This window comes from Bradyrhizobium sp. SK17 (genome assembly GCF_002831585.1).
Lineage (GTDB): Bacteria > Pseudomonadota > Alphaproteobacteria > Rhizobiales > Xanthobacteraceae > Bradyrhizobium.
The window spans coordinates 2,086,224-2,111,341 of record NZ_CP025113.1 but is presented as its reverse complement, the minus strand read 5'-3'; the positions used below and the strand labels follow the sequence as shown (position 1 = coordinate 2,111,341).

Annotated in this window: 21 protein-coding genes and 2 pseudogenes; 17 read left to right on the top strand and 6 right to left on the bottom strand. The window is 65.9% G+C overall.

Annotated elements, in window-relative coordinates; translation table 11 throughout:
* Window positions 1-82 precede the first annotated feature (82 nt).
* The 4 genes from CWS35_RS09900 (at window position 83) to CWS35_RS09885 (ending at window position 3,266) form a co-directional block, all read left to right on the top strand.
* On the top strand, window positions 83-1,891 hold the full coding sequence (locus CWS35_RS09900; RefSeq protein ID WP_100951787.1) for a sensor histidine kinase: 1,809 nt from the start codon (window positions 83-85) through the stop codon (window positions 1,889-1,891).
* Complete coding sequence (locus CWS35_RS09895) at window positions 1,888-2,454, top strand: HPr kinase/phosphorylase (RefSeq protein ID WP_100951786.1); 567 nt, start codon at window positions 1,888-1,890, stop codon at window positions 2,452-2,454. Before CWS35_RS09900 ends, CWS35_RS09895 begins: the two co-directional genes overlap by 4 nt.
* Before the next feature lie 87 nt (window positions 2,455-2,541).
* Window positions 2,542-2,943, top strand: a complete 402-nt coding sequence (locus CWS35_RS09890; RefSeq protein WP_021076632.1) for a PTS sugar transporter subunit IIA — start codon at window positions 2,542-2,544, stop codon at window positions 2,941-2,943.
* Entirely contained in the window at window positions 2,940-3,266 is a 327-nt protein-coding gene (locus CWS35_RS09885; RefSeq protein ID WP_100951785.1) for an HPr family phosphocarrier protein, read from the top strand. Before CWS35_RS09890 ends, CWS35_RS09885 begins: the two co-directional genes overlap by 4 nt.
* A gap of 281 nt (window positions 3,267-3,547) precedes the next feature.
* Here CWS35_RS09885 and CWS35_RS09880 read toward each other — a convergent pair whose 3' ends face one another.
* From CWS35_RS09880 to CWS35_RS09870, 3 genes are all read right to left on the bottom strand, one after another.
* Window positions 3,548-5,161 (bottom strand): glycosyltransferase family 39 protein, encoded by a 1,614-nt coding sequence (locus tag CWS35_RS09880; RefSeq protein ID WP_024578917.1) that lies wholly within the window; start codon window positions 5,159-5,161, stop codon window positions 3,548-3,550.
* A gap of 182 nt (window positions 5,162-5,343) precedes the next feature.
* Window positions 5,344-6,123, bottom strand: coding sequence for a M15 family metallopeptidase (locus CWS35_RS09875; RefSeq protein ID WP_100951784.1), 780 nt, complete (start codon window positions 6,121-6,123; stop codon window positions 5,344-5,346).
* Window positions 6,124-7,512 (bottom strand): YARHG domain-containing protein, encoded by a 1,389-nt coding sequence (locus CWS35_RS09870; protein WP_100951783.1) that lies wholly within the window; start codon window positions 7,510-7,512, stop codon window positions 6,124-6,126. It lies immediately after the preceding gene.
* Between the two features lie 162 nt (window positions 7,513-7,674).
* Here CWS35_RS09870 and lepA point away from each other — a divergent pair, with 162 nt between their 5' ends.
* From lepA to CWS35_RS09845, 5 genes are all read left to right on the top strand, one after another.
* The gene (gene lepA, locus CWS35_RS09865; protein ID WP_024578914.1) at window positions 7,675-9,486 is read left to right on the top strand and encodes a translation elongation factor 4; all 1,812 of its coding nucleotides are present in this window, start codon (window positions 7,675-7,677) and stop codon (window positions 9,484-9,486) included.
* 94 nt (window positions 9,487-9,580) lie between these two features.
* A complete protein-coding gene (locus CWS35_RS09860) occupies window positions 9,581-9,916 on the top strand; it encodes a hypothetical protein (RefSeq protein ID WP_024578913.1) in 336 nt (111 codons plus the stop codon).
* A gap of 185 nt (window positions 9,917-10,101) precedes the next feature.
* Window positions 10,102-11,328: an MFS transporter gene (locus CWS35_RS09855; RefSeq protein WP_100951782.1), complete on the top strand. Its 1,227-nt coding sequence runs from the start codon at window positions 10,102-10,104 to the stop codon at window positions 11,326-11,328.
* A 145-nt stretch (window positions 11,329-11,473) separates the two neighbouring features.
* Window positions 11,474-12,646, top strand: coding sequence for an acyl-CoA dehydrogenase family protein (locus CWS35_RS09850; RefSeq protein WP_100951781.1), 1,173 nt, complete (start codon window positions 11,474-11,476; stop codon window positions 12,644-12,646).
* A gap of 114 nt (window positions 12,647-12,760) precedes the next feature.
* Window positions 12,761-14,728 (top strand): methyl-accepting chemotaxis protein, encoded by a 1,968-nt coding sequence (locus CWS35_RS09845; protein WP_100951780.1) that lies wholly within the window; start codon window positions 12,761-12,763, stop codon window positions 14,726-14,728.
* A 21-nt stretch (window positions 14,729-14,749) separates the two neighbouring features.
* Here CWS35_RS09845 and CWS35_RS09840 read toward each other — a convergent pair whose 3' ends face one another.
* Window positions 14,750-15,655: a sterol desaturase family protein gene (locus CWS35_RS09840; protein ID WP_100951779.1), complete on the bottom strand. Its 906-nt coding sequence runs from the start codon at window positions 15,653-15,655 to the stop codon at window positions 14,750-14,752.
* A gap of 111 nt (window positions 15,656-15,766) precedes the next feature.
* Between CWS35_RS09840 and CWS35_RS09835 the strand changes: the two genes are divergently transcribed.
* Genes CWS35_RS09835 through CWS35_RS09825 form a run of 3 tightly spaced genes read left to right on the top strand, consistent with a single transcriptional unit; the run spans window position 15,767 to window position 17,658 of the window.
* Window positions 15,767-16,372 (top strand): TetR/AcrR family transcriptional regulator, encoded by a 606-nt coding sequence (locus CWS35_RS09835; protein WP_100951778.1) that lies wholly within the window; start codon window positions 15,767-15,769, stop codon window positions 16,370-16,372.
* Window positions 16,373-16,382: 10 nt separating this feature from the next.
* Entirely contained in the window at window positions 16,383-17,165 is a 783-nt protein-coding gene (locus CWS35_RS09830) for a sulfite exporter TauE/SafE family protein (RefSeq protein WP_100951777.1), read from the top strand.
* Window positions 17,166-17,199: 34 nt separating this feature from the next.
* Window positions 17,200-17,658, top strand: coding sequence for a DUF1801 domain-containing protein (locus CWS35_RS09825; RefSeq protein WP_100951776.1), 459 nt, complete (start codon window positions 17,200-17,202; stop codon window positions 17,656-17,658).
* A gap of 110 nt (window positions 17,659-17,768) precedes the next feature.
* On the opposite strand, the gene CWS35_RS09820 is transcribed toward CWS35_RS09825, so the two are convergent.
* Both CWS35_RS09820 and CWS35_RS09815 read right to left on the bottom strand, forming a co-directional pair.
* A complete protein-coding gene (locus CWS35_RS09820) occupies window positions 17,769-19,967 on the bottom strand; it encodes a bifunctional diguanylate cyclase/phosphodiesterase (RefSeq protein WP_100951775.1) in 2,199 nt (732 codons plus the stop codon).
* A gap of 350 nt (window positions 19,968-20,317) precedes the next feature.
* Window positions 20,318-20,797, bottom strand: a complete 480-nt coding sequence (locus CWS35_RS09815) for a GNAT family N-acetyltransferase (protein WP_100951774.1) — start codon at window positions 20,795-20,797, stop codon at window positions 20,318-20,320.
* Window positions 20,798-20,993: 196 nt separating this feature from the next.
* On the opposite strand from CWS35_RS09815, the pseudogene mepA reads away from it, so the two are divergent.
* The 5 genes and pseudogenes from mepA (at window position 20,994) to modC (ending at window position 25,034) form a co-directional block, all read left to right on the top strand.
* Window positions 20,994-21,940, top strand: a pseudogene (mepA, locus tag CWS35_RS09810) (penicillin-insensitive murein endopeptidase).
* A 133-nt stretch (window positions 21,941-22,073) separates the two neighbouring features.
* Window positions 22,074-22,582, top strand: a pseudogene (locus tag CWS35_RS09805) (hypothetical protein).
* A gap of 191 nt (window positions 22,583-22,773) precedes the next feature.
* Window positions 22,774-23,559, top strand: a complete 786-nt coding sequence (gene modA, locus CWS35_RS09800; RefSeq protein ID WP_024578901.1) for a molybdate ABC transporter substrate-binding protein — start codon at window positions 22,774-22,776, stop codon at window positions 23,557-23,559.
* 4 nt (window positions 23,560-23,563) lie between these two features.
* Window positions 23,564-24,259, top strand: a complete 696-nt coding sequence (gene modB / locus CWS35_RS09795; RefSeq protein WP_100951773.1) for a molybdate ABC transporter permease subunit — start codon at window positions 23,564-23,566, stop codon at window positions 24,257-24,259.
* Window positions 24,260-24,362: 103 nt separating this feature from the next.
* A complete protein-coding gene (gene modC, locus CWS35_RS09790; RefSeq protein WP_100951772.1) occupies window positions 24,363-25,034 on the top strand; it encodes a molybdenum ABC transporter ATP-binding protein in 672 nt (223 codons plus the stop codon).
* Window positions 25,035-25,118 lie beyond the last annotated feature (84 nt).

Sequence of the window (25,118 nt, the reverse complement as noted above, 5' to 3'; positions counted from 1 at the left end):
ACAGGGCCCGCACGGCTGGGGTAAGCTTGGGCCACCGCCTGCTTCGCGGGACGACATCCAAACCAACCGGCAGCTTTCGCCTGTGCTTGATCGAACGCAGCTCGAGCAGGGACTGAATACCGAGGACGCGTCACTGCTCCTCGATCAGGAAGCCGTGGCCGACGAGGTGGCGCGGGACAAGGGCTGGCGCCGCCCGCTCGGCTGGCTGCGCCGCGCCGGCCAGTTCTTCTTCGCATTGTCGTTCTCGAGCCTGACGCGCCGCATCGTCTCGCTCAACCTGGCCGGCCTCGTCGCCTTGGTCGCCAGCATCCTCTATCTGTCGCAATTCCGCGCCGGCCTGATCGAGGCGCGCACCCAGAGCATGATGGTCTATGCCGAGATCATCTCGGAGGCGATCGCCGCCTCCGCGACCGTCGAAGGCAACACCGTCACCATCGATCCCGACCGGCTGCTCGACCTGAAGCCCGGCGAGAGTTTTGGCCAGCCGGATGAATCGGCCGATTTCCCGATCAATCCCGAGCGGGTCGCGCCGATCCTGCGTCGCCTGATCGCGCCGACCAAGACGCGCGCCCGCATCTTCGACCGCGATGGCGGCCTGATCCTCGACAGCCGCAATTTGTTCGCGCGCGGCGACGTGCTGCGCATGGAGCTGCCGCCGCCGTCGGAGAAGCCGTCGCTCTATGAGAAGACCAAGGCCACGATCAAGACCTGGCTCAACCGCGGCGACCTGCCGATCTACCGCGAGCTCGGTCCCGAAGGCGGCAAGGGCTATTCCGAAGTCGCGCAATCGCTCGAGGGCCTCAACAGCAGCATGGTGCGCGTCACGGAGCGCGGCGCGATCATCGTGTCGGTCGCCGTTCCGGTGCAGCACTTCCGTGCGGTGCGCGGCGCATTGATGCTGACCACCCAGGGCGACGACATCGACCAGCTGGTGATGTCCGAGCGCCTCGCCATCCTCAAGATCGGCGGCGTCGCGTCCGCGGTCATGATCATGCTGTCGCTGCTGCTGGCGAGCACGATCGCAGGCCCGGTGCGGCGGCTCGCCGACGGCGCCGAACGCGTCCGCCACCGCATCCAGACCCGCGTCGAGATTCCCGACTTCACCGGGCGCCGCGACGAGATCGGCCATCTCTCGGGCGCGTTGCGCGACATGACCAACGCGCTCTACAGCCGCATCGAGGCGATCGAGATGTTCGCCGCCGATGTCGCGCATGAACTGAAGAACCCGCTGACCTCGCTGCGCTCCGCGGTCGAGACGCTGCCATTGGCGCGCAACGAGAACAGCCGCGCCCGGCTGCTCGCGGTGATCGAGCATGACGTCAGGCGGCTCGACCGCCTGATCTCCGACATCTCCGATGCCAGCCGGCTCGATGCCGAATTGCAGCGCCAGGACATGGCGCCGGTCGATCTGCGGCGGCTGTTGACCACGCTGACCGGCGTCGCCAACGAGACCAGGCTCGGCCACGACGTTGCGGTCGAGGCCCGCTTCGAGGGTCGCGGACCGAACGATCCGTTCTCGGTGCCCGGCCATGATTCCCGGCTCGGCCAGGTGATCTCGAACCTGCTGTCGAACGCGCAATCGTTCTCCAAGCCGGGCGACAAGGTGCGCATCGTCTGCCGCCGCACGCGCGGCGAGGTCGAGATCGTGGTCGATGATGACGGGCCCGGCATCGGCGAGGACGCGCTGGAGCGGATCTTCGAGCGCTTCTACACCGACCGGCCGCATCAGGGCTTTGGCCAGAACTCCGGCCTCGGGCTTTCGATCTCCAAGCAGATCATCGAAGCGCATGGCGGACGCATCTGGGCCGAGAACCGCACCGGTCCGGCGGACGAGGACGGCAAGCCGACCGTCGCCGGCGCACGCTTCGTGGTCAGGCTGCCAACACTATGAGCGACAATTCAAGCGTGCACGCATCCGCCGTTCTCGTCGGCGAGCGTGCGGTGCTGATCCGCGGCCCGTCGGGCGCCGGCAAGTCCCGTCTCGCCTTCGATCTGATTCTCGCCGGGCGCACCGGCGCGCTTCCGCCGGCCATTTTGGTGGGGGATGACCGTGTCCATCTCGACACAGCCGGTGAACAATTGTGGGTTCGTCCGGCGCCCCAATTGGCCGGTCTGATCGAGATCCGGGGCCTCGGAATCCGCCACTGCCCGTTCGCCAGCGAGGCCATGGTCGGGTTGATCGTCGACCTTGCCGCCGACGACGCCGAGCGGCTGCCACCGCCGGAAGCGCTCAAGTCTCGCTTCAATGGTATCTTGTTACCGCGATTACCCGTCGCCGCCGACTTCCTACCCCTGCCGCTAGTTGTCGCAGCGCTGACGACAACCGAAAGTTCATGGTCCCGTAATCTTGCGGCCAATTGCCGGGAGGGAATTGGTAACCATATCACATCCACAATCGCGCCGGATTTTGCCGGCGCAGCCTCCCCTCTCTACCGCCAGGAACCGGGAGACTAGCCAAGATGCCCTCTTGCGCAGGGCCTCTGGATGGTCAAAGTGGCGCGTTCGTGCGGTGCACCAAAGGGCGCCCGCGAGGAGTTTCCGATGATTGGTCTAGTGCTGGTGACCCATGGGCGCCTTGCCGACGAGTTCAGGGCGGCGCTCGAACACGTAATGGGTCCGCAGAAACAAATTGAGGCAATTACGATCGGTGCCGAGGACGATTCCGATCTCTGTCGAAGCGACATCATCGAGGCGGTGAATCGCGTCGATAGCGGCGACGGCGTTGCGATCCTCACCGACATGTTTGGCGGCACGCCGTCGAACCTTGCGATCTCCTGCATGAGCCGTCCGAAGGTGGAAGTGCTCGCGGGGATCAATCTTCCCATGCTGGTCAAGCTCGCCAAGGTCCGCGAGGAGCGTTCGCTGCCGGACGCGATCGCGATGGCCCAGGAAGCCGGACGCAAATACGTCACCATCGCCAGCCGCGTGCTCGCAGGCAAATGAGCGACGGGGCCTCGGGCGATAACCAGGCCGGCCCGGGCGTGCCAACGGGCGCCATGTCCCGCGAACTGCTGATCGTCAACAAGCGCGGCCTGCATGCGCGGGCATCGGCCAAGTTCGTCCAGCTGGTCGAACGCTTCAATGCCGAGGTCTGGGTCACGCGCGGCGGCGAGACCGTCGGCGGCACCTCGATCATGGGCCTGATGATGCTGGCCGCCGGCCCCGGCACCACGGTCGTGGTCTCCGCCAAGGGCGCCGAGGCGCAGCAAGCGCTCGACGCCATCGCCGAACTCGTCGCCAGCAAGTTCAACGAGGAAGGCACTTAGGGCGGGCTCGCCACGCCTACACCGTCACCCTGAGGAGCCGCGCAGCGGCGTCTCGAAGGGTCGACGGCCCGACTGTGGCCGTTCATCGTTCGAGGCTCGCTTCGCCCGCACCTCAGGATGACGGATCTATGCTCGTCATTGCGAGCCAACGGGTCGCGCGAACGTGCGCCCGATGACAGGCTCCGCGAAGCAATCCATCGCACGCCATACGCGGAAGCATGGATTGCTTCGTCGCTATCGCTCCTCGCAATGACGAGGTGTTCGCGGACTCTGAGCGGGCGCTACTTCGCCGGCGGCACCAGATAGACTTTCCAGGCGGTCGACGGCCCGGGATGACCGTTGAAGAAGCGCATGGTGGTCATCACCAGCGGCTCGGCATCCTTGGCATTCTCCGCCATCCACGCCTCGCATGGCTTCAGGAACACCGGATCGGTGGTGTCGCAGATGCCGATGAAACCGAGACGCCTGGCTTCATCGAGCGAGGTCAGACCGGAGGTCCACGCTTCGCCCGGCACCAGCGACGCCGGATGATCCGGACTGTAGAACGTCATCGGCTCGCCGATGTCGGAACGCGCAATCACCACGGCCCAGCGTGAATGGAATCTGTCCTGCCAGGTCTGGGTGAGCTCGCGGGCGAGCTCGGAGCGCGCCGCGTAGGTCGCGGCGCCATTGTGGCTCGACGCCATCTCCTGCGTGGCGATGCTGGGCGCGGCGATCAGCGTGGCGATCGTGGCCACCAACCAGACCGCCGTGATCGAGAACAGCGCCATGCGCGGGAAGCGCAGCGCGGGGATCGCGACCAGCGCCAGCGGCACCAGGAAGAACAGCGGGATGCCCCAATCGGTCTTGATGTAGACGGTGAACGCCAGCGCGCCGAGCGGCGGCCCGATCGCGACGATCGACTGGATGATCCAGACGTTGAGCGCCTGCGGCAGGTTGACGGCCGGATTGGGTCCGCGCGACCAGATGCGCGCCAGCACGTCCGACGGCCGCCACGGCACCGCCCCCAGCAACAGCGCGACAAAGCCAAGCGCAACGGGAATCGCGAGCAGCCCGGCATTGTGCAAGATGTAGCCGATCACGAGCTGCACGTTGAGTGCGCGGCTCGACAGCGCATAGACGTCGCCGGCATAGGTGAACGGCACGAAGTTCACCTCCTCCAGCCACACCAGATGCGGAATCATCGCCACGATCATCGTGCCGATCGCAACCCATGGCGCCGGCGAGCGCAGGAACTGGGCGCGCTGCGGATGGATCAGCGCGGCAAGCCCGATGGCGCCGATCACCGTCACCACCCAGTACTTGGTCATCAGCGCCAGCATGCCGGCGAAGCCGAGCCACAGACCTGACTTGAAGCTGCGCTTCTCGAACGCGTTCAGATAGGCCAGCACCAGCAGCGGCAGCGGCAGCAGCTGGGCGAGGTCGGCGTTGTACTTGAAACCCTTGAAATTGAAGATCGGGTAGAGCGCGAGCATCACCACCATGAAGAACGCGCGACGGCGATCGACGACGCGCAGCGCGATCAGCCAGCACACCACCAGCGCGAAGCTGACGGTGGCCATCGCGAGCGCATAGGTCGACCAGTTGGTCACGGGGAAGATCCTGAACCAGACGCCTGCGATCCAGCCCGACAGCGGCGGATGCTTGCCGTAGCCGAGCAGGAAGCGCTGGCCCCAGGCATAGGCTTCCGCGACATCCATGTGGACGTCCTGCGCGGCCTTCAGCTTGACCAGGATGAGCGTCCAGAGAAACGCGTGGACCAGCGCGAAGCCGATCACGAACCACAGGCTGGTCCTGGGATCGGTGGCGCGCGAGGCGATCCATGCGGCGATCCGGCGAATCGTCAGCTTGCGGCTCGTGCGCCGTGCGGCGGGAAGAATGGAGACGGTCGACATGGCCTGTGCCTGAGGCATGCCCCGGAAAAGTGGCAAGCGGATTTCCGGGTGGATCATGCCCGAGTGGAAGCGGGAGCGCGGAGATAGCTCGTTTGGACTACGCCGCGCTTTAGCGCGTTTTTGTGGCCAGTGAAATCAGCTTGGCGTGAGAACGCCTCCAGCCGACGGATTCGGCTTCCGATTCACTTTCCGAGCAGCTCCGGCCGGTATTCGAAGTGCATGGTATCGTAGTGATACCATTTGCCGCCCCAGATGAATCCATGGCGCTCGAAGATGTCGACGATCTCTCGCGGCATCCGGTTCTTGTAAGGGATGGTCTTGGCCTTGCCGTCTCCCTTGGCTGCCCATAGCCAGTAATCCGAGACCTTCAGGTTGAGGTCGATCGCGGCGGCATAGCCATGCATGCTCATCCGGCCGGTATCGGCGACGGCGCGACATGACAGCACACCTGCGATCGGAAAAGCCGCGGCACGCAGCGCCGGATCGAGTGCGTCGATCTCGGCGGAGACCTGCTTGAGTCGCTCGGCGACGCCGTTGACCCGTGTCACCTGGACCGGCTTGCCCCAGGATTTCGGCAGCCAGGTGATCGTCACCAGGTTCCTTTTGACCTCGCCGGTATTGCAGTCGCCGTACATCTTCCTGAAGAAGGCTTCATTGCGGAATCGGCCGGGATCGACGTCAGGCGCCGGCGGTGCCGACGGCCCGGTCGGATAAGTTAGCCGCATCTGGTCGAGGAGCGACGCATTGCGCAGCATCTGGTCGAACGGCTTGTCGGAGACGCCGTCATCGACCGGCATCACCGTGCCGTCGCGCCAGGTGATCGACGTGTCGTCGTGGCCGGACAGCGCATCGGGATAGGCGCGCACCAGGCGGTCGAGCAGTTCGGAGCGCGTTTCGGCTTGCGCGAGCGGTGGCATCAGCGCGAGCAATGCAATGATGCAAGCTGTCCCTCGCCCGGCCATTCAGCGCTTCCCGGTCTGATCGATCAGCGCGACATTGGCCTCCTCGATCGCGTTCAGCTTCGGATTCCAGCTGTTCGGCGCATACCAGGGGAAGCGCGAAAAATACGCCTTGAGATCGGCGGAATCGAAATAGCGGCCCCTGCGGGCAAAGATCTCGTTGCGCGCGATCCGCAACTCGTCCCGCGACAGCCGGCGCAAATCGGCCGGCGTCAGCAGACGGCGATCGGAATCCGGGAAGATGAAGCCGCCCGGCGCCGCTCCCGTGCCGAGCTCGAAACGATCGATCAGCGCGACATTCGCGCTCTCGACGGCGTTGAGCGGCGGGTCCCATGAGCGGGGTACGTACCAGGCGAACTTGCTGAAGCGCGCGGTCAGGTCGGGCGCATTGAAGTAGCGCCCGCGCCGCGCGAAGATTTCGTTGCGGGCGATCCGCAGTTCGTCCTTGCTGAGCGCCTTGAGATCGGCGTCCGACAGCAGGCGGCTGTCGGAGTCCGGGATGATGAAGTCCGATTGGGTGCGCGCCGCCGGCAGCGCCGATGCAGGCAGGCTTTGCTGCGGCGGGATCACCGTCGCCGGCGGATCGACGGTCGCGACCTGGCCTGTCGCGAGCTGGCTTGTTGCGACCTGCGCCGGCGCGTTGCCGGCAAAATAGAACGAGCCGTCGATCGGCGAGGTCGAGACCCACGGCTGCTGCGCACTGCCGGTGGCACGTTTGACCACCAGACCGACCTGATTGAAGGCTTGCAGCACGTCGAGCCCGGGCTTCTGCATGGTGTCGACCAGCGCGCGGGTGTAGGGGCTGTGGCCGTCATCGCCGTCCAGCGCGACGTTGCCGGGCTGGGTCGCGTAGGACAGCAGCGTGCCCTCCGGCGCGCGGATCTGCGCAAGGCCGCCATCGGCGGCGCGCAGGCCGCGCCCGCCGAACGGATTGTTCCGGCAGGCATCGAGAATGACGATGTTGAGCCGCGTGCCCGCCCCTTCCATCTGCCGCAGCACCAGACTGACATCGACCATCTGGAAATCGACATCGGCCTCGCGCGTGGGATTGGCCGACACCGGCACCAGATAATTGGTGCCGCGCACCTGGATGCCGTGGCCGGCGTAATAGAACAGCGCGACGTCGGCGCCGATCAGCTGGCTGCCGAAGCGCTGGATCGCGGTGTCGAAGCCGGCCTTGTCCAGATCGACCTGGGCCCGTCCGCCGACCAGCGCGAAGCCCAGCCGTTGCAGCGTGTCGGCCACGAGCTCTGCATCGCTCTTCGGATTCTGTAGCCGCGACACGTTCTGATAGGTGGAATTGCCAACGACCAGCGCAACGCGCTTCTCGGCGGCCGCCGGCGCGACCAACAGCACGGCGAGCAGTCCGGCAGCGAGCAAGGTCCAGCGCATCGTCAGGTCCAGGGTTTTCGGGCCGAAAGACCTAGCAGAAACATGCCCGAAAATCGATCATTGCAACCCGGCCGGAAACACCCCCGTGATTCGCCGTCATACCCCTGCAAAATACCGCAATATGGTTGCCCGCGCGGGGGTGCGGATGCTATCCCGCGCCCCATGACAACTGCCCCGATTTCCAACATCCGCAACTTCTCCATCGTCGCCCATATCGACCATGGCAAATCGACCCTCGCCGACCGCCTGATCCAGATGACGGGCGGCCTGTCGGATCGCGAAATGGCGGGCAAGGAGCAGGTGCTCGATTCGATGGATATCGAGCGCGAGCGCGGCATCACCATCAAGGCGCAGACCGTCCGGCTGAACTACCGTGCCAAGGACGGCAAGGATTACATCTTCAACCTGATGGACACGCCCGGCCATGTCGACTTCGCCTACGAGGTGTCGCGGTCGCTGGCGGCCTGCGAGGGTTCCCTGCTGGTGGTCGACGCCAGCCAGGGCGTCGAGGCGCAGACCTTGGCCAACGTCTACCAGGCACTCGACAACAATCACGAGATCGTGCCGGTCCTGAACAAGGTCGACCTGCCCGCGGCCGAGCCGGAGAAGGTCAAGCAGCAGATCGAGGACGTGATCGGCATCGACGCCTCGGATGCTGTGATGATCTCGGCCAAGACCGGTGTCGGCGTGCCCGACGTGCTGGAGGCGATCGTCACCCGCCTGCCGCCGCCGCAGGGCGACCGCGACGCGACCTTGAAGGCGCTGCTGGTCGACAGCTGGTACGACGTCTATCTCGGCGTGGTGGTGCTGATCCGCGTCGTCGACGGCACCATGAAGAAGGGTAGCCGCATCCGCATGATGGGCACCGGCGCCGCCTATGACGTCGAGCGCGTCGGCTTCTTCACGCCGAAGATGCAGCAGGTCGAAGAGCTCGGCCCCGGCGAGATCGGCTTCATCACCGCGGCGATCAAGGAAGTCGCCGACACGCGCGTGGGCGACACCATCACCGACGACCGGAAGCCGGTCACCGAAATGCTGCCAGGCTTCAAACCCGCTATTCCAGTCGTGTTCTGCGGCCTGTTCCCGGTCGACGCCGACGACTTCGAGACGCTGCGCGCGGCGATGGGCAAGCTGCGCCTGAACGACGCCAGCTTCTCCTTCGAGATGGAGACCTCGGCCGCGCTCGGCTTCGGCTTCCGCTGCGGCTTCCTCGGCCTGTTGCACCTCGAGATCATCCAGGAGCGGCTGTCGCGCGAATTCGATCTCAATCTGATCGCGACCGCGCCGAGCGTCATCTACCACATGAAGCTGACCGACGGCACCGAGCTCGAGATCCACAATCCGGTCGACATGCCCGACGTGGTCAAGATCGCCGAGATCCAGGAGCCGTGGATCGAGGCGACCATCCTGACCCCGGACGAATATCTCGGCAGCGTGCTGAAGCTGTGCCAGGACCGCCGCGGCTCGCAGAAGGAGCTGACCTATGTCGGCTCGCGCGCGATGGTGAAGTACGATCTGCCGCTCAACGAGGTGGTGTTCGACTTCTACGACCGGCTGAAGTCGGTCTCCAAGGGCTACGCCTCGTTCGACTATCATCTGACCGACTACAAGCCGGCCGATCTGGTCAAGATGCAGATCCTGGTCAACGCCGAGCCGGTCGACGCGCTGTCGATGCTGGTGCATCGCACCCGCGCCGAGGGCCGCGGCCGCGCCATGGTCGAGAAGATGAAGGAGCTGATCCCGCCGCACATGTTCCAGATCCCGATCCAGGCGGCGATCGGCGGCAAGGTGATCGCGCGAGAAACCGTCCGCGCGCTGCGCAAGGACGTCACCGCGAAGTGCTACGGCGGCGACATCACGCGCAAGCGCAAGCTTCTGGAGAAGCAGAAGGAAGGCAAGAAGAAGATGCGGCAGTTCGGCAAGGTCGACATCCCGCAGGAAGCCTTCATCGCCGCGCTCAAGGTGGACAGCTGAGCCGACCGCGCCGGCGTTGCCCGTTATTGTCCCAGCAACAAAACGCACCATGATTTGAATCGCCATCACCCCGCGTGCGGGCTAAATTCGGATCATGTTGCGCATCCTGTCGTTCTCGATCGTCATCCTCGCATTGTTGCAGCCGGACCTGAGCTCGGCCGCCTCCTCGAAAAAGCGCCACGGCAGCACGCGCTGGCATGGCTACGGCTTCCTGCCCGGCTACCGCCAGCCGCCCAATCCGACCATTCCGGTGCTCGGCCCGCGCGGTGCCGCGCGCGGCTACCCGGACTATTCGCCGCAATATTGGTATGGCGGGGACTGGCACTACTTCGGCCGCCCCGGATTCCATGGCGGAGGCCGCTACAATGGCGGCAGCTACGGCCCGTGCTGGGTCTGGACACCGATCGGGCGCGCCTGGGAGTGCGGCTAGCTAGAGCCTTTCCCGTTCCGATAGAATCGGAACGGGGCTCCAGGTTCTTGACTTGACGCGTTTTCTTCACGCGAACCGGTATCCACTTCGCTCGAAAACGCTCTAGCTTGCCGACCGCGGACGGATGCGCCACCATCGCCGCAAGCGCGGACCAACAACAGCAACACCGCGCAACGGGGAAACGCATGAGCAAGGCCGCGCGCTTTGACTATGGCTGGGTCGTCGTCGGCGCGGGCGCGCTGATGACCTGCGTCGGCTTCGGCACGATGCTGTCGCTCGCCGTGTTCCTGCAACCGATCTCGGATGCGATGGGCTGGTCGCGCGCCGGCATCTCGGCGGCGGCGACGCTGGATTTCCTCTGCATGGGCTTTGCGGCGTTCGCCTGGGGCGCGCTGTCCGACCGCTTCGGCACCCGCATCGTGGTGCTGGCGGGCGCGCTGCTGCTCGGCCTCGGCCTGGTGACGGCGAGCCAGGCGCAGAGCCTGTGGCAATTCCAGCTCTGCTTCGGCGTGCTGATCGGGATCGCCGCCGGCAGCTTCTATGCGCCGATGATGGCGCTTGCCAGCGCCTGGATCGACAAGCATCGCAGCCTCGCGGTCGCACTGGTGTCGGCCGGCATGGGCGTATCGCCGCTGACGGTCGCGCCATCCGCCAGCTGGCTGATCACCGCCTATGACTGGCGCTTCGCGATGCTGGTGATCGGCATCGCCGCGTGGGCGCTGTTGATCCCCGCCGCGTTCCTGGTGCGCGCCGCGCCGCAGGTATCGGCAGTCGCCAACACCGCAGCCACGGATGCGCCGCAGGCGGAATGGACCGCGGCCCAGGCGCTGCGCACGCCGCAATTCATCACGCTGGCGCTGGCGCATTTCGCCTGCTGCGCGGCGCATTCCGGACCGATCTTCCACATGGTGTCCTACGCCATGGTGTGTGGCATCGCGCCGCTCACTGCGGTCACGGTGTACAGCCTCGCCGGCTTCTCCGGGCTCGGCGGGCGGCTGCTGCTCGGCGTGCTCGCAGACCGGCTCGGCGCCAAGCCGGTGCTGGTCGGCGGCCTGCTGGTGCAGGCGCTGTCGATCGCGACCTATCTCGGGGTGGCGCGGCTCGGCGAATTCTACGCACTGTCGGTCGTGTTCGGTCTCGCCTATGGCGGCGTGATGCCGCTCTATGCCGTGCTGGTGCGCGAGTTCTTCGGCGCGCGCATCATGGGCACGGTGTTCGGTGCGGTGTCGGCGTTCGCGAGCCTCGGCATGGCGCTCGGGCCGTGGGCCGGCGGCTATGTGTACGACACGTTCCACGGCTATACGTGGCTGCACGCCGGTTCCTTCGCGATCGGCCTCGCCGCGGTCGCGGTGGCGCTGAGCTTTCCGACCAGGCGCCAGCCGTCGCTCGATCTCGGCCGCGCCGCCGCGTAAGCGCGTCCGTCGATCCGTCACGCATCGGCACCAACAGCGGATGGCTGATCTGCGGACACACCATGCTACCTTGCCCTCCCCGGCCGGATGCGTCACCATCACCTGACGCGCCCAACAAGAACGACCGAAGGGGCCGAGGAAACGCATGAACAGGCCGCAGGGGTTTGACCTTGTCGAGCGGGCGCGCGCACTGGCGCCGCTGATCATGAGCGAAGCCGACGACATCGAACGAACGCGGCGGCTGACGCCTTCCGTGACCGCGGCCCTTGTCGAGAACGGACTGTACCGGGCGCTGCTGCCGAAGCGATTTGGCGGCGCCGAGGCGACGCTCGACGAATTCATGCAGATGCAGGAGGAGATCGCCAAGGCCGACGCGTCGACCGCATGGTGCCTCGGCCAATGCAGCGTCTGCGCGATGACCGCGGCCTATCTCGATCCTGAAGCCGCCGACGAGATCTTCAACACTGCGCCCGGCATCCTGGCCTGGGGCGCGATCGGCCGCGAGGTTCGCGCCGAGCCCGGCGGCTACCGCGCCAGCGCGCGCTGGGATTTTGCCTCGGGCTCGCGGCAGGCGAGCTGGCTCGGCGCCCACGTCCGGGTCGTCGAAGCCGACGGCTCACCACGCAACAAGCCTGACGGTTCGCCGGAGATCCGCACCATCCTGTTCCCGATGTCGCAAGCCACGATGTATGACGTCTGGGACGTCATCGGCCTGAGGGGCACCGGCACCGATTCCTATTCGGTCGACAACCTCTTCATCCCGGAGAAGTTCGCCGCGCTGCGCGACGACCCCAGCGCATGCCGCGAAACGGGACCGCTCTACAAGCTCACCACCAACATGGTGTTCAGCATGGGCTTTGCCGCGACCTCGCTCGGTGTCGCGCGCGCCATGCTCGATGCGGCGACCGAACTCGCGCGCGGCAAGACCCCGCAAGGATTGAAGGCGATGCGCGACAACAATGCAGTGCAAGGCCAGATCGGCCGCACCGAGGCGAGCCTGCGCGCCGCGCGCGCCTATCTGTACGCGACCGCCAACGACGTCTGGCGCGATCTGGCGCGCGGTGATCCGATCAGCGAAGCACATCGCATTGCGATCCGCATCGCCTCGACCTGGACCATCCACCAGTCGGCCTCCGTGGTCGACATCGCCTATCACATGTCGGGCGCGACGGCGGTGTTCGCGAAGAACCCGTTCGAGCGACGCTTCCGTGACATGCATGCGATCGCGCAGCAGATCCAGGCCCGCGACACCCAGTATGAGGACGCCGGCAAGGCGATCCTCTCGGGCAATCTCACAGCGCCGCCGACGACGCGTTAGTGGTGATACGAAAGTAGTGCCGGGGAGTGAGGAAGCTGTCGGCGGCAACACCCGGTTGTTAAGCTTTTTCTGAGAGCTTGCGGACTCGAAAATCCCTGGAATTCCGACGGTACCATGTTCACGCTTCGATCGATTGCCGCCCGCCTGATCCTGGCGATTGCCCTGACTGTCGCAATCGCCTGCGCGATCCTCGGTGGCTTCTCCATCAGCCAGCAACGCGCGCTGACGCGGCTCGCGCTCGATCAGCAGCTCAAGCTGCAATATGACAGCGTGATCGCGGCAATCGAATATGAGGGGCGCGCCGCGCTCGCGGTCTCGGCCGTGATCGCAGCCTTGCCGCCGGTCGAGGATGCCGTCGCCAAGGGCGATCGTGACGGCCTCGGCAAGCTGCTCGCCGCGCCCTGGGCCGCGATCAAGGCGCAGGGCATCCCGCTGATTTCGTTCTGGCAGGCCCCGGCGACGAGCTTCTATCGGGTCCACACCCCGAAAATCTTCGGCGACGACGCCTCCACCCGGCGCATCACCGTGGTGGAATCGATCAAGGCCGGCAAACCGATCGTCGGCGTCGAGCCCGCCCGCGAAGCGCTTTCGATCTTCGGCATGACCCCGGTCATGCACGACGGCAAGACGCTGGGCAATGTCGACATCGGCGTCGCCTTCGGCAAGGAATTCGTCGACCGCGCCAAGAAGCGCTTCGGCATCGACCTCGCCGTGCATTCCTTCGACGGCCAGCGCTTCAGGCGGCTGTCCTCGACCTTCGGCGACAGCGTGGTGGCGACCCAGGACGAGCTCAAGAGCGTGATGAACGGCGCGGCCGTGCTGCGCGACGCCGTTCTCGACGGCCACGAGGTCGAGCTCTATCTCGGCCAGATCAAGAACTATGCCGGCGAACCGGTCGCCGTGCTCGAGATCATCAAGGACACCAGCGACTATGCGGCCGCGGCCGCAACCGCGCAGCGCAACCTGGTCCTCGGCGTGGTTGCGATCCTGGCCGCGGCCATATTGCTGGCATTCCTGCTCGGCCGCGGCCTGTCACGGCCGCTGATCGCGATCACCGCCGTGATGAACCGCCTCTCCAGCGGCGACACCAGCGTCACGATTCCCGGCAGCGAGCGCCGCGACGAGCTCGGCACGATGGCGAAAGCGGTCGACGTGTTCCGCCGCAGCATGATCGAGACCTCGTCGCTGCGCGAGGCGCAGGAGGCCGACAAGGTGAAGGCGGAGACCGACCGGCGGACGCTGCAACGGCAGATGGCCGACCGCTTCGAGTCCGACGTCAAGGATATGGTCGCCGCCGTCGCGCGGTCGTCGAGCGACATGCAGCGCGTCGCAGGCGAGATCACGTCGAGTGTCAACGGCACCTCGGAGCGGACCTCGGCGGCAGCCGCCGCGTCGGAGGAAGCCTCGGCCAGCGTCAATGCGGTCGCGGCGGCGACCGAGGAGCTGGCGTCCTCGATCACCGAGATCGGGCGCCAGGTCACCCATTCCAGCCGCGTCGCCGACAACGCCGTGGCCAAGGCAGCGGAAACCACCGAGATGGTGACGAGCCTCGCCGCGTCAGCCGAGAAGATCGGCGACGTGCTGCGCCTGATCAGCGCGATCGCCAGCCAGACCAATCTGTTGGCGCTCAACGCCACCATCGAGGCGGCGCGCGCCGGCGACGCTGGCCGCGGCTTCGCCGTGGTCGCCTCCGAGGTCAAGGAACTGGCGAGCCAGACCGCGAAGGCGACCGACGAGATCGCCGGCCAGGTCGGCGCGATCCAGTCCGCCACCGGCAATTGCGTCAGCGCGATCGGCGACATCAGCACCACCATCCGCGAGATCTCGGGCATCGCCACCGCGATCGCGGCCGCCGTCGAGCAGCAGGACTCGGCGACGCGCGAGATTGCCCGCAGCGTGCAACAGGCGTCGTCCGGGACCGGCGAAGTCTCCGCCAATATCGCCGGCGCGAGCGAGGCCGCCGGCCAATCCCGCGCGCTCACCGGCAATGTGCTGGATACATCAGGCCAACTCGGCGATCACGCCTCCGCGCTGTCACACAGCGTCGACACCTTCCTCGCCGGCCTGCGCAACGCCGCCTGAGCGGCGGCGCTGCGGGTCACGTCACGGCCATGGCAGGAGGGGCGGCGGTGCGGATTGTTCGGACTTGCCATCCGGCGCCGATCCTCCCCAGTCGCTCATGAAAGGCATCTTCAGCAGACCGCGCAGCGATTGTTGCTCGGAACCATCGAAGCCGTCGAGCCCGTAACGCAGTTCGGCAAAGCGCGGGCCATGGTTGTAAGTGCCGCCAAGCCGGTCCCAGATCGAGAGCAGGTTCGAATAGTTGCTGTCGGTCTCTGGCTGGTGACGGGAATGATGCATCTTGTGCATGTTCGGCGTCACGAACAGCAGCCGCAGCCAGCGATCGAGGCGCTCAGGCAGCCTGATATTGGCATGCTCGAGCTGGCCGTTCAGCGCCGACAGCGTCAGATAGGTGACCAGCACCCAGGCCGGCGTTCCGAACACCACGACGCCGGCGATGTGCCAACTGATCCGCCATAGCGTCTCACCCGGATGCTCGCGGAACGCGGTGGTGACATCGACCAAGCGGTCGGCATGGTGCACGCGGTGGAAGCGCCACATCCAGCCGAGCTTGTGCATCGAGAGGTGGGCGAAATAGGTGAAGAGGTCGAGTCCGATGAGGCCGAGCAGGAGTTGGGCCGGGGCTGACAGGCCAAGCCAGTAAGACAGGCCGAATCCCGCGTCCGCGGTCCAATGCGTGGCCAATGGCGAGAGCGGACTGAGCAACAGGTTGACGCCAACGAAGATCACGGTGATGGCGGCGTTGCGCCCGATGTTACGCAGCCGTTCGCTACGGGCGTAGTCGAACAGCGGAAACGCCGCCTCGAACAGCAGCACCAGCGCGAAGCCGGCGAGCAGAAACGTGATACGCGCGCCGGCGGATGGCAGCGCGACCTGCGCCGCCTCTCCGGCGCCGGGTTGGGACAAGAGCTTCACAAAGCCGATCATGACGCGTGCTCCTCTCTTTACAAAACGAATATTCGTTCTTTATAATGGAGGCCTGCGAACGTCAAGCCGTCCCGCCGCTCAGGCTGCGCCGGGACTCCGAAGGAACCGATCATGCCGAAGGTGAAACCCGAAACCCTGGCGCTGCGCCGCGAGGAGATCCTGCGCGCCGCCGAGAACTGCTTTGCGCGGCAGGGATTTCACCAGACCACGATCCAGGACGTGATCAAGGAGTCGGGCCTCAGCGCGGGCTGCATCTACGGACACTTCGCCAGCAAGGACGAATTGATCCAGGCGATCAGCGACAGCCGTCACGGTCGCGACAGCACGCTGTTCGCTGCCGGAGGCGACACCGATGATCCGTTGCAGGGCTTGCGGGCGGTCGCGCGCGCCTTCCTCGGCGACTTGCAAAAGGAGGCGGGCTTGCAGGCCCGCCGCGTCGGCTTGCAACTCTGGGCGGAGGCACTCCGCGACGACGTGATCCGCGAACAGGTGGCGAGCGGAATACGGCAGCCGATCGCCTTGATCGCCGAGATGCTGCGCCGGGGGCAGAAACGCGGCGTGATCCACCGCACCGTTCAGCCGCGCGGCGCAGCGCGAGCGATCGTCGCCATGTTCCAGGGCATCGTGCTGCAACGGCTGTGGGGCGAATCCATCTCCACATCCGAGGCTATGCAGGTCTTCGAGACCTTTCTCGCCGGCCTCGCCGCGAAACGCTGACGGAACCCCGATGGCCATCCACGATCTCCTTGCCGGCCTGATCACCGGTTTGGCAGGCGGCCTGACCGCCGGGCTGCTTGGCGTCAGTCCTGGCGGCGGGCTGGTGGTGTTCTCGGTGCTGTTGCTTGGCGCCGGGCAGCACGTCGCGCAGGGCATTTCGCTGGTCGCGCAGGTGCCTCCGACCAGCCTCACCGGGATCAGGCGTTACTGGCAGAGCGGCAACCGCACGCCGCTGCGCTGGATCATTCTTCTGACCATTGGCTTCGTCGCCGGGGGCGCCGCCGGCGCACTCGCCGCGAACCATGTCGGCGAGCCTGCGCTGCGCTGGACCTATGTGGCCTATCTCGTCGCACTCGACGCGATGCTGATCCTGCGCGGTGGGCGCGACAAGGCAGATCCCGACGACGATCGCGCGGCGCGCGACATACCCTGGCCGGCCCTGCTCTCTGTCGGCCTGCTGGCCGGCCTGTCGTCGGGCTTCCTGGGCATTGGCGGCGGGCTGGCAACCGTGGTGGGCCTGAGCGCCGTGCTCGGCGTGCCGCAACACCAGGCGCAGATGGCGAGCCTCGTGATGTCGCTGATCCCGACCACGCTCCCGTCGGCCTGGATTTACTGGAGCGAGGGCGCGCTCGCGTCATGGCCGGTGCTGGCGGGAGTCGTCGTCGGCCTGCTCGGAGGCACCGATCTCGGCGCCCGCGCCGCCAACCGCGTCGATCGCGCGACGCTCCGCATCGCGATGATCTTCTTCGTGTCGCTGATGGCGCTCTATATGACGTTCAAGGCGCTGTGGTAGATAAACACGGTATGTCCTCCTCTCGGAGTTCTCCATGCGCAAGCCGGCAACGTCGACCACGAAGGCTGCACGTCCCCCGCAAGCAAAGGCCGCGGACTCGCTGTTCGACGGCTACCCTGCCCCCGTCAAGGCCAAGCTGCTGGCGCTGCGGCGGCTGATCTTCGAGGCCGCGAAGACGACCAAGGGCGTCGGCGCGCTGCAAGAGACGCTGAAATGGGGCCAGCCGAGCTACCTGACGGCGGAGACCGGCAGCGGCAGCACGATCCGGATCGACCAGGTGAAGCCGGCCGCCGACCAGGTCGCGGTCTATTTTCACTGCCAGACCAACCTGGTCGAGACCTTTCGCGAGCTCTATCCCGAGCTCAGCTATAGCGGCAATCGCGCGATCCTGCTCGATGTCGCCGGCAAGCTGCCGGAGGTAGAGCTGCGCCACTGCGTGGCGCTGGCGCTGACCTATCATTTGAACAAGAAGGCGGCGGCCGGCAAGGCGTAATCCTTGCCGTCATTGCGAGGAGCGAAGCGACGAAGCAATCCATCTGACCGCGCGGAGGATAGATAGATTGCTTCGCTGCGCTCACAATGACGGGAGAGCAGCCGTGGCAGCTACGCCACCAGCGCCGTGGCGACGCGCTGCGCTTTCAAGAGGCTGATCACTTCGGCGTTCGGCCGGGCGCGGCTGAACAGGAAGCCCTGGCCCTCGTGGCAGCCTTCGGCGCGCAGGCAGCTCAGTTCCGCTTCGGTCTCGACGCCCTCGGCGGTGATGGTGACGCCCAATCCCATGCCGAGGCTGACGATCGAGCGCACGATCGCCTGCGCATCCGGGTTGGCGCCGAGGTCGCGCACGAAGGACTGGTCGATCTTGATCTTGTCGAACGGGAAGCTGCGCAGATAGCTGAGGCTCGAATAGCCGGTGCCGAAATCGTCCATCGACATCCGCACCCCGAGCGCGCGCAGCGCGTGCAGCGTCGCCAGCACCTGGCTGCTCTTTTCCAGCAGCAGCGTTTCGGTGATCTCGAGTTCGAGCCGCCGCGCCGGCAGGCCGGATTGCCGCAGCGCGTCGGTGACCAGCGCCAGCAGGTTGCCGGTACGGAACTGCAACGGCGACAGATTGACGGCGACGCGCACGTCGTCAGGCCATTGCGCGGCATCCATGCAGGCACGATGCAGCATCAACGAGCCGAGCGAATTGATCAGGCCGGTCTCCTCGGCGACCGGGATGAACTCGCCGGGCGAGATCATCCCGCGCTCCGGATGCGGCCAGCGCACCAGCGCCTCAAGGCCGGTGATGCGTCCACTGGTGAGGTCGACCAGCGGCTGGTAGTAGGGTTGCAGGCCGTCGTTCTGGATCGCATCGCGCAGATCGATCTCGATCTTGCGGCGGCTCTGGGCGCGCGCATCCATCTCGGCTTCGAAGAAGGAGAAGGTGCCGCGGAACTCGCTCTTGGCGCGCGACAATGCCATGTCGGCGCTCTTCAGCAGCTTCTCGGAATCCTCGCCGTCGCCGGGCGACATCGCGATCCCGATGCTGGCGCCGATCACCACCGAATGCCCCTCGAGCAGATAGGGCTCGCCGATCGCCTCCAGGATCCGCCGCGCCAGCAGCACCGCATCCTCGGGCCGCATCACGCCGCCCTGCACGATGGTGAACTCATCGGAATTGAGGCGCGCCAGCGCGTCTTCCTCGCGCAGCGTCGAGCGCAGGCGTTTGGCGACCCCGCGCAACAGCTTGTCGCCGATGCCGTGGCCGAGCGTCTCGTTGACCGCCTTGAAATTGTCGAGCCCGAGCATCAGCACTGCGACCTTGTCGGTCGAGCGGCGGGTGTGCTGCAACATCTCGTCCATCTGCTGGCGCAGCAGATTGCGGTTCGGCAGGCCGGTCAGGCCGTCGTGCTGGGCCATGAAGGCCAGCCGCGCCTCGGCGCGCTTGCGCTCGGTGATGTCCATCAGCGCGAGCAGCATCGCCGGCTGATCGCCATGCATCAGCTGGCGCGAATAGATCGCAAGGTCGATCAGCGTGCCGTCGGCGCGCACGTGCTTCCAGGTTCGCGCCGCCTGCTCGTCGCTGCTGCGACCCGGCGCCCAGGGCAATTCGGGATCGAACGCCTGCAAGCTCCTGATGGTCATCTTCTCGAATTCGGCACGCACGTAGCCATAATGCGCGATCGCGGCATCGTTGACCGCCAGGATTCGTTCGCCGTCGAGCGCGCACAGGATCATCGGCACCGGATTGCCGTCGAACAGCAGGCGGAACGAGGCCTCGCGCTGCTTCAATTCGGTGATGTCGACACGCAGGCCGACAATGCCGCCGTCCGAGGTCAGCCGCTCCTCGATCAGCACCACGCGGCCGTCGGCCAGCGTTTGCTCGTGGCGCTCCCCCGGCTGGTACATCTTCTTGAGCCGCTCGGCGATCCACTCTTCCTCACGCCCGGCGGCCTCGGGATAATCGCCCCGCGCGACGCCGATGCGGATGGTGTCCTCCAGGCGCGCGCCGTGCTCGAACAGGTCGGAGCTGCGCTTGTAGATTTCCGAGTATTTCTTGTTCCACAGCATGTAGCGGCCTTCGGGGTCCAGGAACACGATGCCCTGCGGCAGGATATCGATCGCTTCGCGCAATCGCGCGTTGGACTTGCGTGCCTCGGCGATCGCGGCCTCGGCATGCGCGCGTTGGCGAACCAACTCGCCGATCTCAGCCGCGGGCCGACGCGAACCGCCTGACACTCTCGGGATCGGCGTGGGCCGGCGGCCCCGGGAACGGGACAGTTTGGACTGCTTCGGTTTCTTGATTTTCTTTGGCCGCATCATCGGTATCGCACGCCCCACGCGCATTCCAGCTCGGCGATATTTCTGCGATAAGTCTCTGAAAAATTGGTATCTCTTGGCGAATAGCTGCACACGTTGAGAAGCTGCGGCATGCCCGCTTAGCAGGCGGCTTCGCGCCGGGCGCGAATTGTTGCCGGTATGCGGGTGACGCAATGCGCGGATTTACGGCGTGGCAGCGCCGCTGCGTGGTGAAGGAAGCGTAAATCCACGCGCCGCTGCACAATGAATGCACCGAAAGCGCTTCAAGCGCTCGAATGTTTGTCAGTCTGTGACAGGGTTATCGCCGGGTTAAGCCGGCAGTCGCCAAACAAGGCGTGACGTCCGGTTGCGGGCTATAGCGGCTTGACCATGCGGATGGTCTCCGAACGAAAGCCACCGCGCTCATAAAAATCAATCGCGCGCCTGTTGTCGGCGAACACATCGAGACTGAGAAACCGGTACTTCATGTCGCGCGCCCAGTCCTCGGCATGGCTCATCAGCAATCCGGCGATGCCCTGCCCTTCTGCCTGCTTCGTCAGGGCAAGGATCGCGACATAGCCACACGCTTCGTCCGTCACCCCATCCTTTCCGGGCTGCATATGGATGTAACCCAACCGCACATCATCGTCCGACACGGCGATCAGTGTCTGCGAGTTTTCGACGGCCTGGTTCACGGTGGCGGCCATGTAGCGGTCCTGAAACTGTTCCATCGCTCCCAAGTCATGCCACGCGGGACCAGGGACGCCTGAAAGACGCGGAGACAGCGCGACGAGAAAGTCGTGGTCGGATCGCGTTGCCTGCCGCACTCGAATCGAACCTGCACCAATCGACATTGCATTCTCCCACCATGGCACTCGCGAAGTCCGGAGGAGTTACAACGGATCGGCCCGACAAGCCACCGATACGCATTCATGCACGGTGCCCGTCCGGCAAGCTTGAGCCGCCCTGTGGGCGATCAAGCAAATGGGATGAAAGCGCGGTTCGTCTGGCCCGAATCCATGTTAGCCTTGCGCAGACAGAGTGATCCGAATGACACCCCGCCTGCGTCTGATCCCGCTTCTGATCTCAGCCCTCGTCGCCTGCACCATCTCCGCGCGGGCGCAGGACAAGGGCTCGCTCAATCCGCAGCCATTGCCGCCGCTCGCCAACCCAACGATCCGACGATCGGGGCCAAGCAGTTGTTCGCACGCAAAGTGCTGCCGGCGGCGATGCCGACCCAGTCGATCGGCGGCTATACCAAAGGCTGTCTCGCCGGCGCCGCGCAGATGCCGCTCAACGGCGACACCTGGCAGGTGATGCGCCTGTCGCGCAATCGCTACTGGGGCCATCCCGACATGATCGCGCTGTTGAAGCGGCTGGCCGCCAACGCGCACAAGGACGCCGGCTGGCCGGGCATCCTGGTCGGCGACATCGGCCAGCCGCGCGGCGGTCCCGCGCTCTCCGGTCACGCCAGCCACCAGATCGGGCTCGACGCCGACATCTGGCTGACGCCGATGCCCAATCGCCAATTGTCGCGCGAGGATCGCGACGAGATGTCGGCGGTGATGATGGTCCGCGACGACCGGCTCGACGTCGACCCGCGCGTGTTCACGCCGGGCCATCTGCTCGTCCTCCGCGACGCGGCGCGCGAGCCGGTGGTGCAACGCATCTTCGTCAATCCGGCGATCAAGAAGGCGCTGTGCCGCGAGGCCAAGGGCGATCGCAGCTGGCTGTCGAAGATCCGGCCGTGGTGGGGCCACGACTACCATTTCCACATCCGCATCCGGTGCCCGTCCGGCAGTCCCGAATGCGAAAGTCAGAAACCGCAAACCGAAGGCGAAGGCTGCAAGCCCTCCGATCTCGCCTTCTGGTTCAAGGATTCGGTGCTGCATCCGAAGCCGCCGCCGAAGCCACCGAAGCCGCACCCACCGATGACGCTGGCGCAAATGCCGGCGGATTGCAGGACGGTGCTGAACGCTCCCGACGCCAAGCAATAACATCTTTGTCAGGCGGCTATGCCGGCCGGCCCGAACTACGTTATGATCGCGCGTGGCCGCGCCGTAAGTGCGGCCGCGCGATGGATCGGGGCCGCTGATCTGTTTCATCCGTCACAATTGCATTGGACCAGACATGCGCACATCGCTCCTCGCCGCATCGCTGCTGCTCGTTTCCGTTCCCGCCTTTGCGGCAGAGGAGCCGAGCGGCTGCGACAAGTTCAAATGGTCGATCGACCGCGCCCGCACCGCGCTCACCGCGCCCGATCGCGCCAGGCTTGCCTCGGGCAGCGAGCAGGCCGCATTGCCCTCGACCGCCATCACCCTGGCGCTGGTGGCCCCGCCGACGCCAAATTGCCCTCGCCGCCGGAGCGCGCGCCGAAGGACGGCACCTTCGCCGGCTTCACCAGCTTCAAGGCCGCGCCGAAGGCCGGGCTCTATACCGTCAGCCTGTCGGCCGGCGCCTGGGTCGACCTGGTGCAGGACGGGCATTTCCTGAAGCCGAAAGCCTTCAGCGGCGCGACCGATTGCGACGGTATCCGCAAGACCATGAAGTACGATCTCGCCGCGAGCCCCTTCGTGTTGCAGGTCAGCGGCGCGAAGGAGAACTCGCTCTCGATCGCGATCCAGCCGGCGGATCAATAGGGCGTCCCGTTAGACAAAGGGTCGCCTTTACCGTACGCCTCAGCCTGCTATGTTTGCAGTGCGATATCCCGGACGACCGTAAGTCCTTCGGGAAGCAGCGGAACAGCGCTTCCGTCCGTCGCGCCCAGAACCCACCCAACGCCTGATCTGCGCGTGCCCGTTCGCGCGCGAGCTCGCACGGAGCGCTTTCCATGTCACGATTTGCCGGACTTTTCACCGCCTTCGTCCTCGTCCTCGGCGCGATCCATTCGCCCGCGCGGGCCGAAGACAAGACACTCACCGTCTTCGCCGCCGCCTCGATGAAGAACGCGCTCGACGAGGTCGACGCCGCCTATACCGCCAAGACCGGCGTCAAGATCAGCGCCAGCTATGCCGCGAGCTCGGCGCTGGCAAAGCAGATCGAGCAGGGCGCGCCGGCCGACGTGTTCGTCTCCGCCGACACCGACTGGATGGACTACGCGATCAAGCAGAAGAACATCAATGAATCGACGCGGGTCAACCTGCTCGGCAACTCGATCGTGCTGATCGCCCCGAAGGATTCCAAGATCGACAACGTCAATATCGCGCCGGGCTTCGATCTCGCCAAGCTCGCCGGTGACGGCAAGATCGCGACCGGCGACGTCAAGGCGGTACCGGTCGGCAAATACGCCAAGGCCGCGCTGGAGAAGCTCGGTGCTTGGCAGGCCGCGGAACCGAAATTCGCGATGGCCGAGAGCGTGCGCGCGGCGCTGACGCTGGTGGCGCGCGGCGAGGCCGTGCTCGGCATCGTCTACTCGACCGACGCCAAGGTCGAGCCCGGCGTCAAGATCGTCGGCACCTTCCCGGCCGACACCCATCCCGCGATCATCTATCCGGTCGCGGCGACCACCACCGCGAAGCCGGAGACATCAGAGTATCTCGCCTTCCTGCGCTCCTCGGCAGCGAAGACGATCCTCGAGAAATACGGCTTCAAGTTCCTGATCAGCCCGACGACCTAGTCGCGTGTTCGATATCTCGCCGACCGAATGGACGGCGATCCTGCTGTCGCTGCGGGTCGCCGTCATCGCAACGCTGGTGGCGACCCCGTTCGGGATCGCGCTCGCCTGGCTGCTGGCGCGGCGCGATTTCTGGGGCAAGTCGCTGCTCGATGCCGCCGTGCATCTGCCGCTGGTGCTGCCGCCCGTCGTCACCGGCTACCTGCTGCTCCTGACCTTCGGCAAACGCGGTCTGGTCGGCGGCTGGCTTGCCGAGCATCTCGGCATCGTGTTCGCCTTCCGCTGGACCGGTGCGGCGCTCGCCTGCGGCGTGATGTCGTTTCCGCTGCTGGTGCGGCCGATCCGCTTGTCAATTGAAGCCGTCGATCGCCGGCTCGAACAGGCGGCCGAGACGCTCGGCGCGGCACCCTGGCGGGTGTTCGCCACCGTGACGCTGCCGCTGGCGCTGCCCGGCGTGCTCGCCGGCATGGTGCTCGGGTTCGCCAAGGCGATCGGCGAGTTCGGCGCCACCATCACCTTCGTCTCCAACATTCCCGGTGAGACCCAGACGATCTCGTCGGCGATCTATTCGCTGATCCAGACCCCCGACGGCGACACCGCCGCCGCGCGGCTCGTGATCGTCTCGGTCGTGCTGGCGGTCGGCGCACTGATCGCCGCCGAAGTGTTTGCGCGCCGCGCCACCGCGCGCCTGCATGGGCAATAGAGCATGACCCGGAAAAGTGCGAAGCGGTTTTCCGACAAGGTCATGCTCAAACAAGGAGCTAAAGCGCGATGACGATTCAATTCAATCTCATAGCGCTTTAGCAATGCTGCGCGTCGACATTACCAAGCAGCTCGGCGAGTTCATGCTGGCGGCGGCGTTCACCAGCGAGGGCCGCGTCACCGGCCTGTTCGGCGCGTCCGGCTCCGGCAAGACCTCGCTGATCAACACCATCGCCGGCCTGGTTCGTCCCGACCGCGGCAGCATCGTGATCGACGGCGAGACCGTCGACGATACGTCGGCCGGCATTCACGTCCCGACCTGGCGGCGGCGCATCGGCTATGTGTTCCAGGACGCGCGGCTGTTTCCGCACCTCGATATAAGGCAGAACCTCGACTACGGCCGTCGCATGAACCGCCTCACGGAGGATCCGGCGCAGCACAAGCGCGTGGTCGATCTGCTCGACATCGGCGCCCTGCTCGACCGCCGCCCCGGAAAGCTCTCCGGCGGCGAGCGCCAGCGCGTCGCGCTCGGCCGGGCGCTGCTGTCCAAGCCGCGGCTGTTGCTGCTGGACGAGCCGCTGGGCGCGCTCGACGAAAGCCGCAAGCTCGAGATCCTGCCCTACCTGGTCCGGCTGCGCGACGAGGCCGGCGTCCCGATGGTCTATGTCAGCCACGACGCGGCCGAGCTGCGCCAGCTCGCCACCCAGATCGTGATGCTGCGCCGCGGCCAGGTGACCGCGTTCGGCGGTGTCAAGGTGTTGACGTCGGGCGCTTAGCTGGGCGTTTTCCCGAAACTCGGCATAAGATAGCCAATCTTGTCTGCTAGGCCCACGCCGGGACATCCGACCGGGGCATGGGAA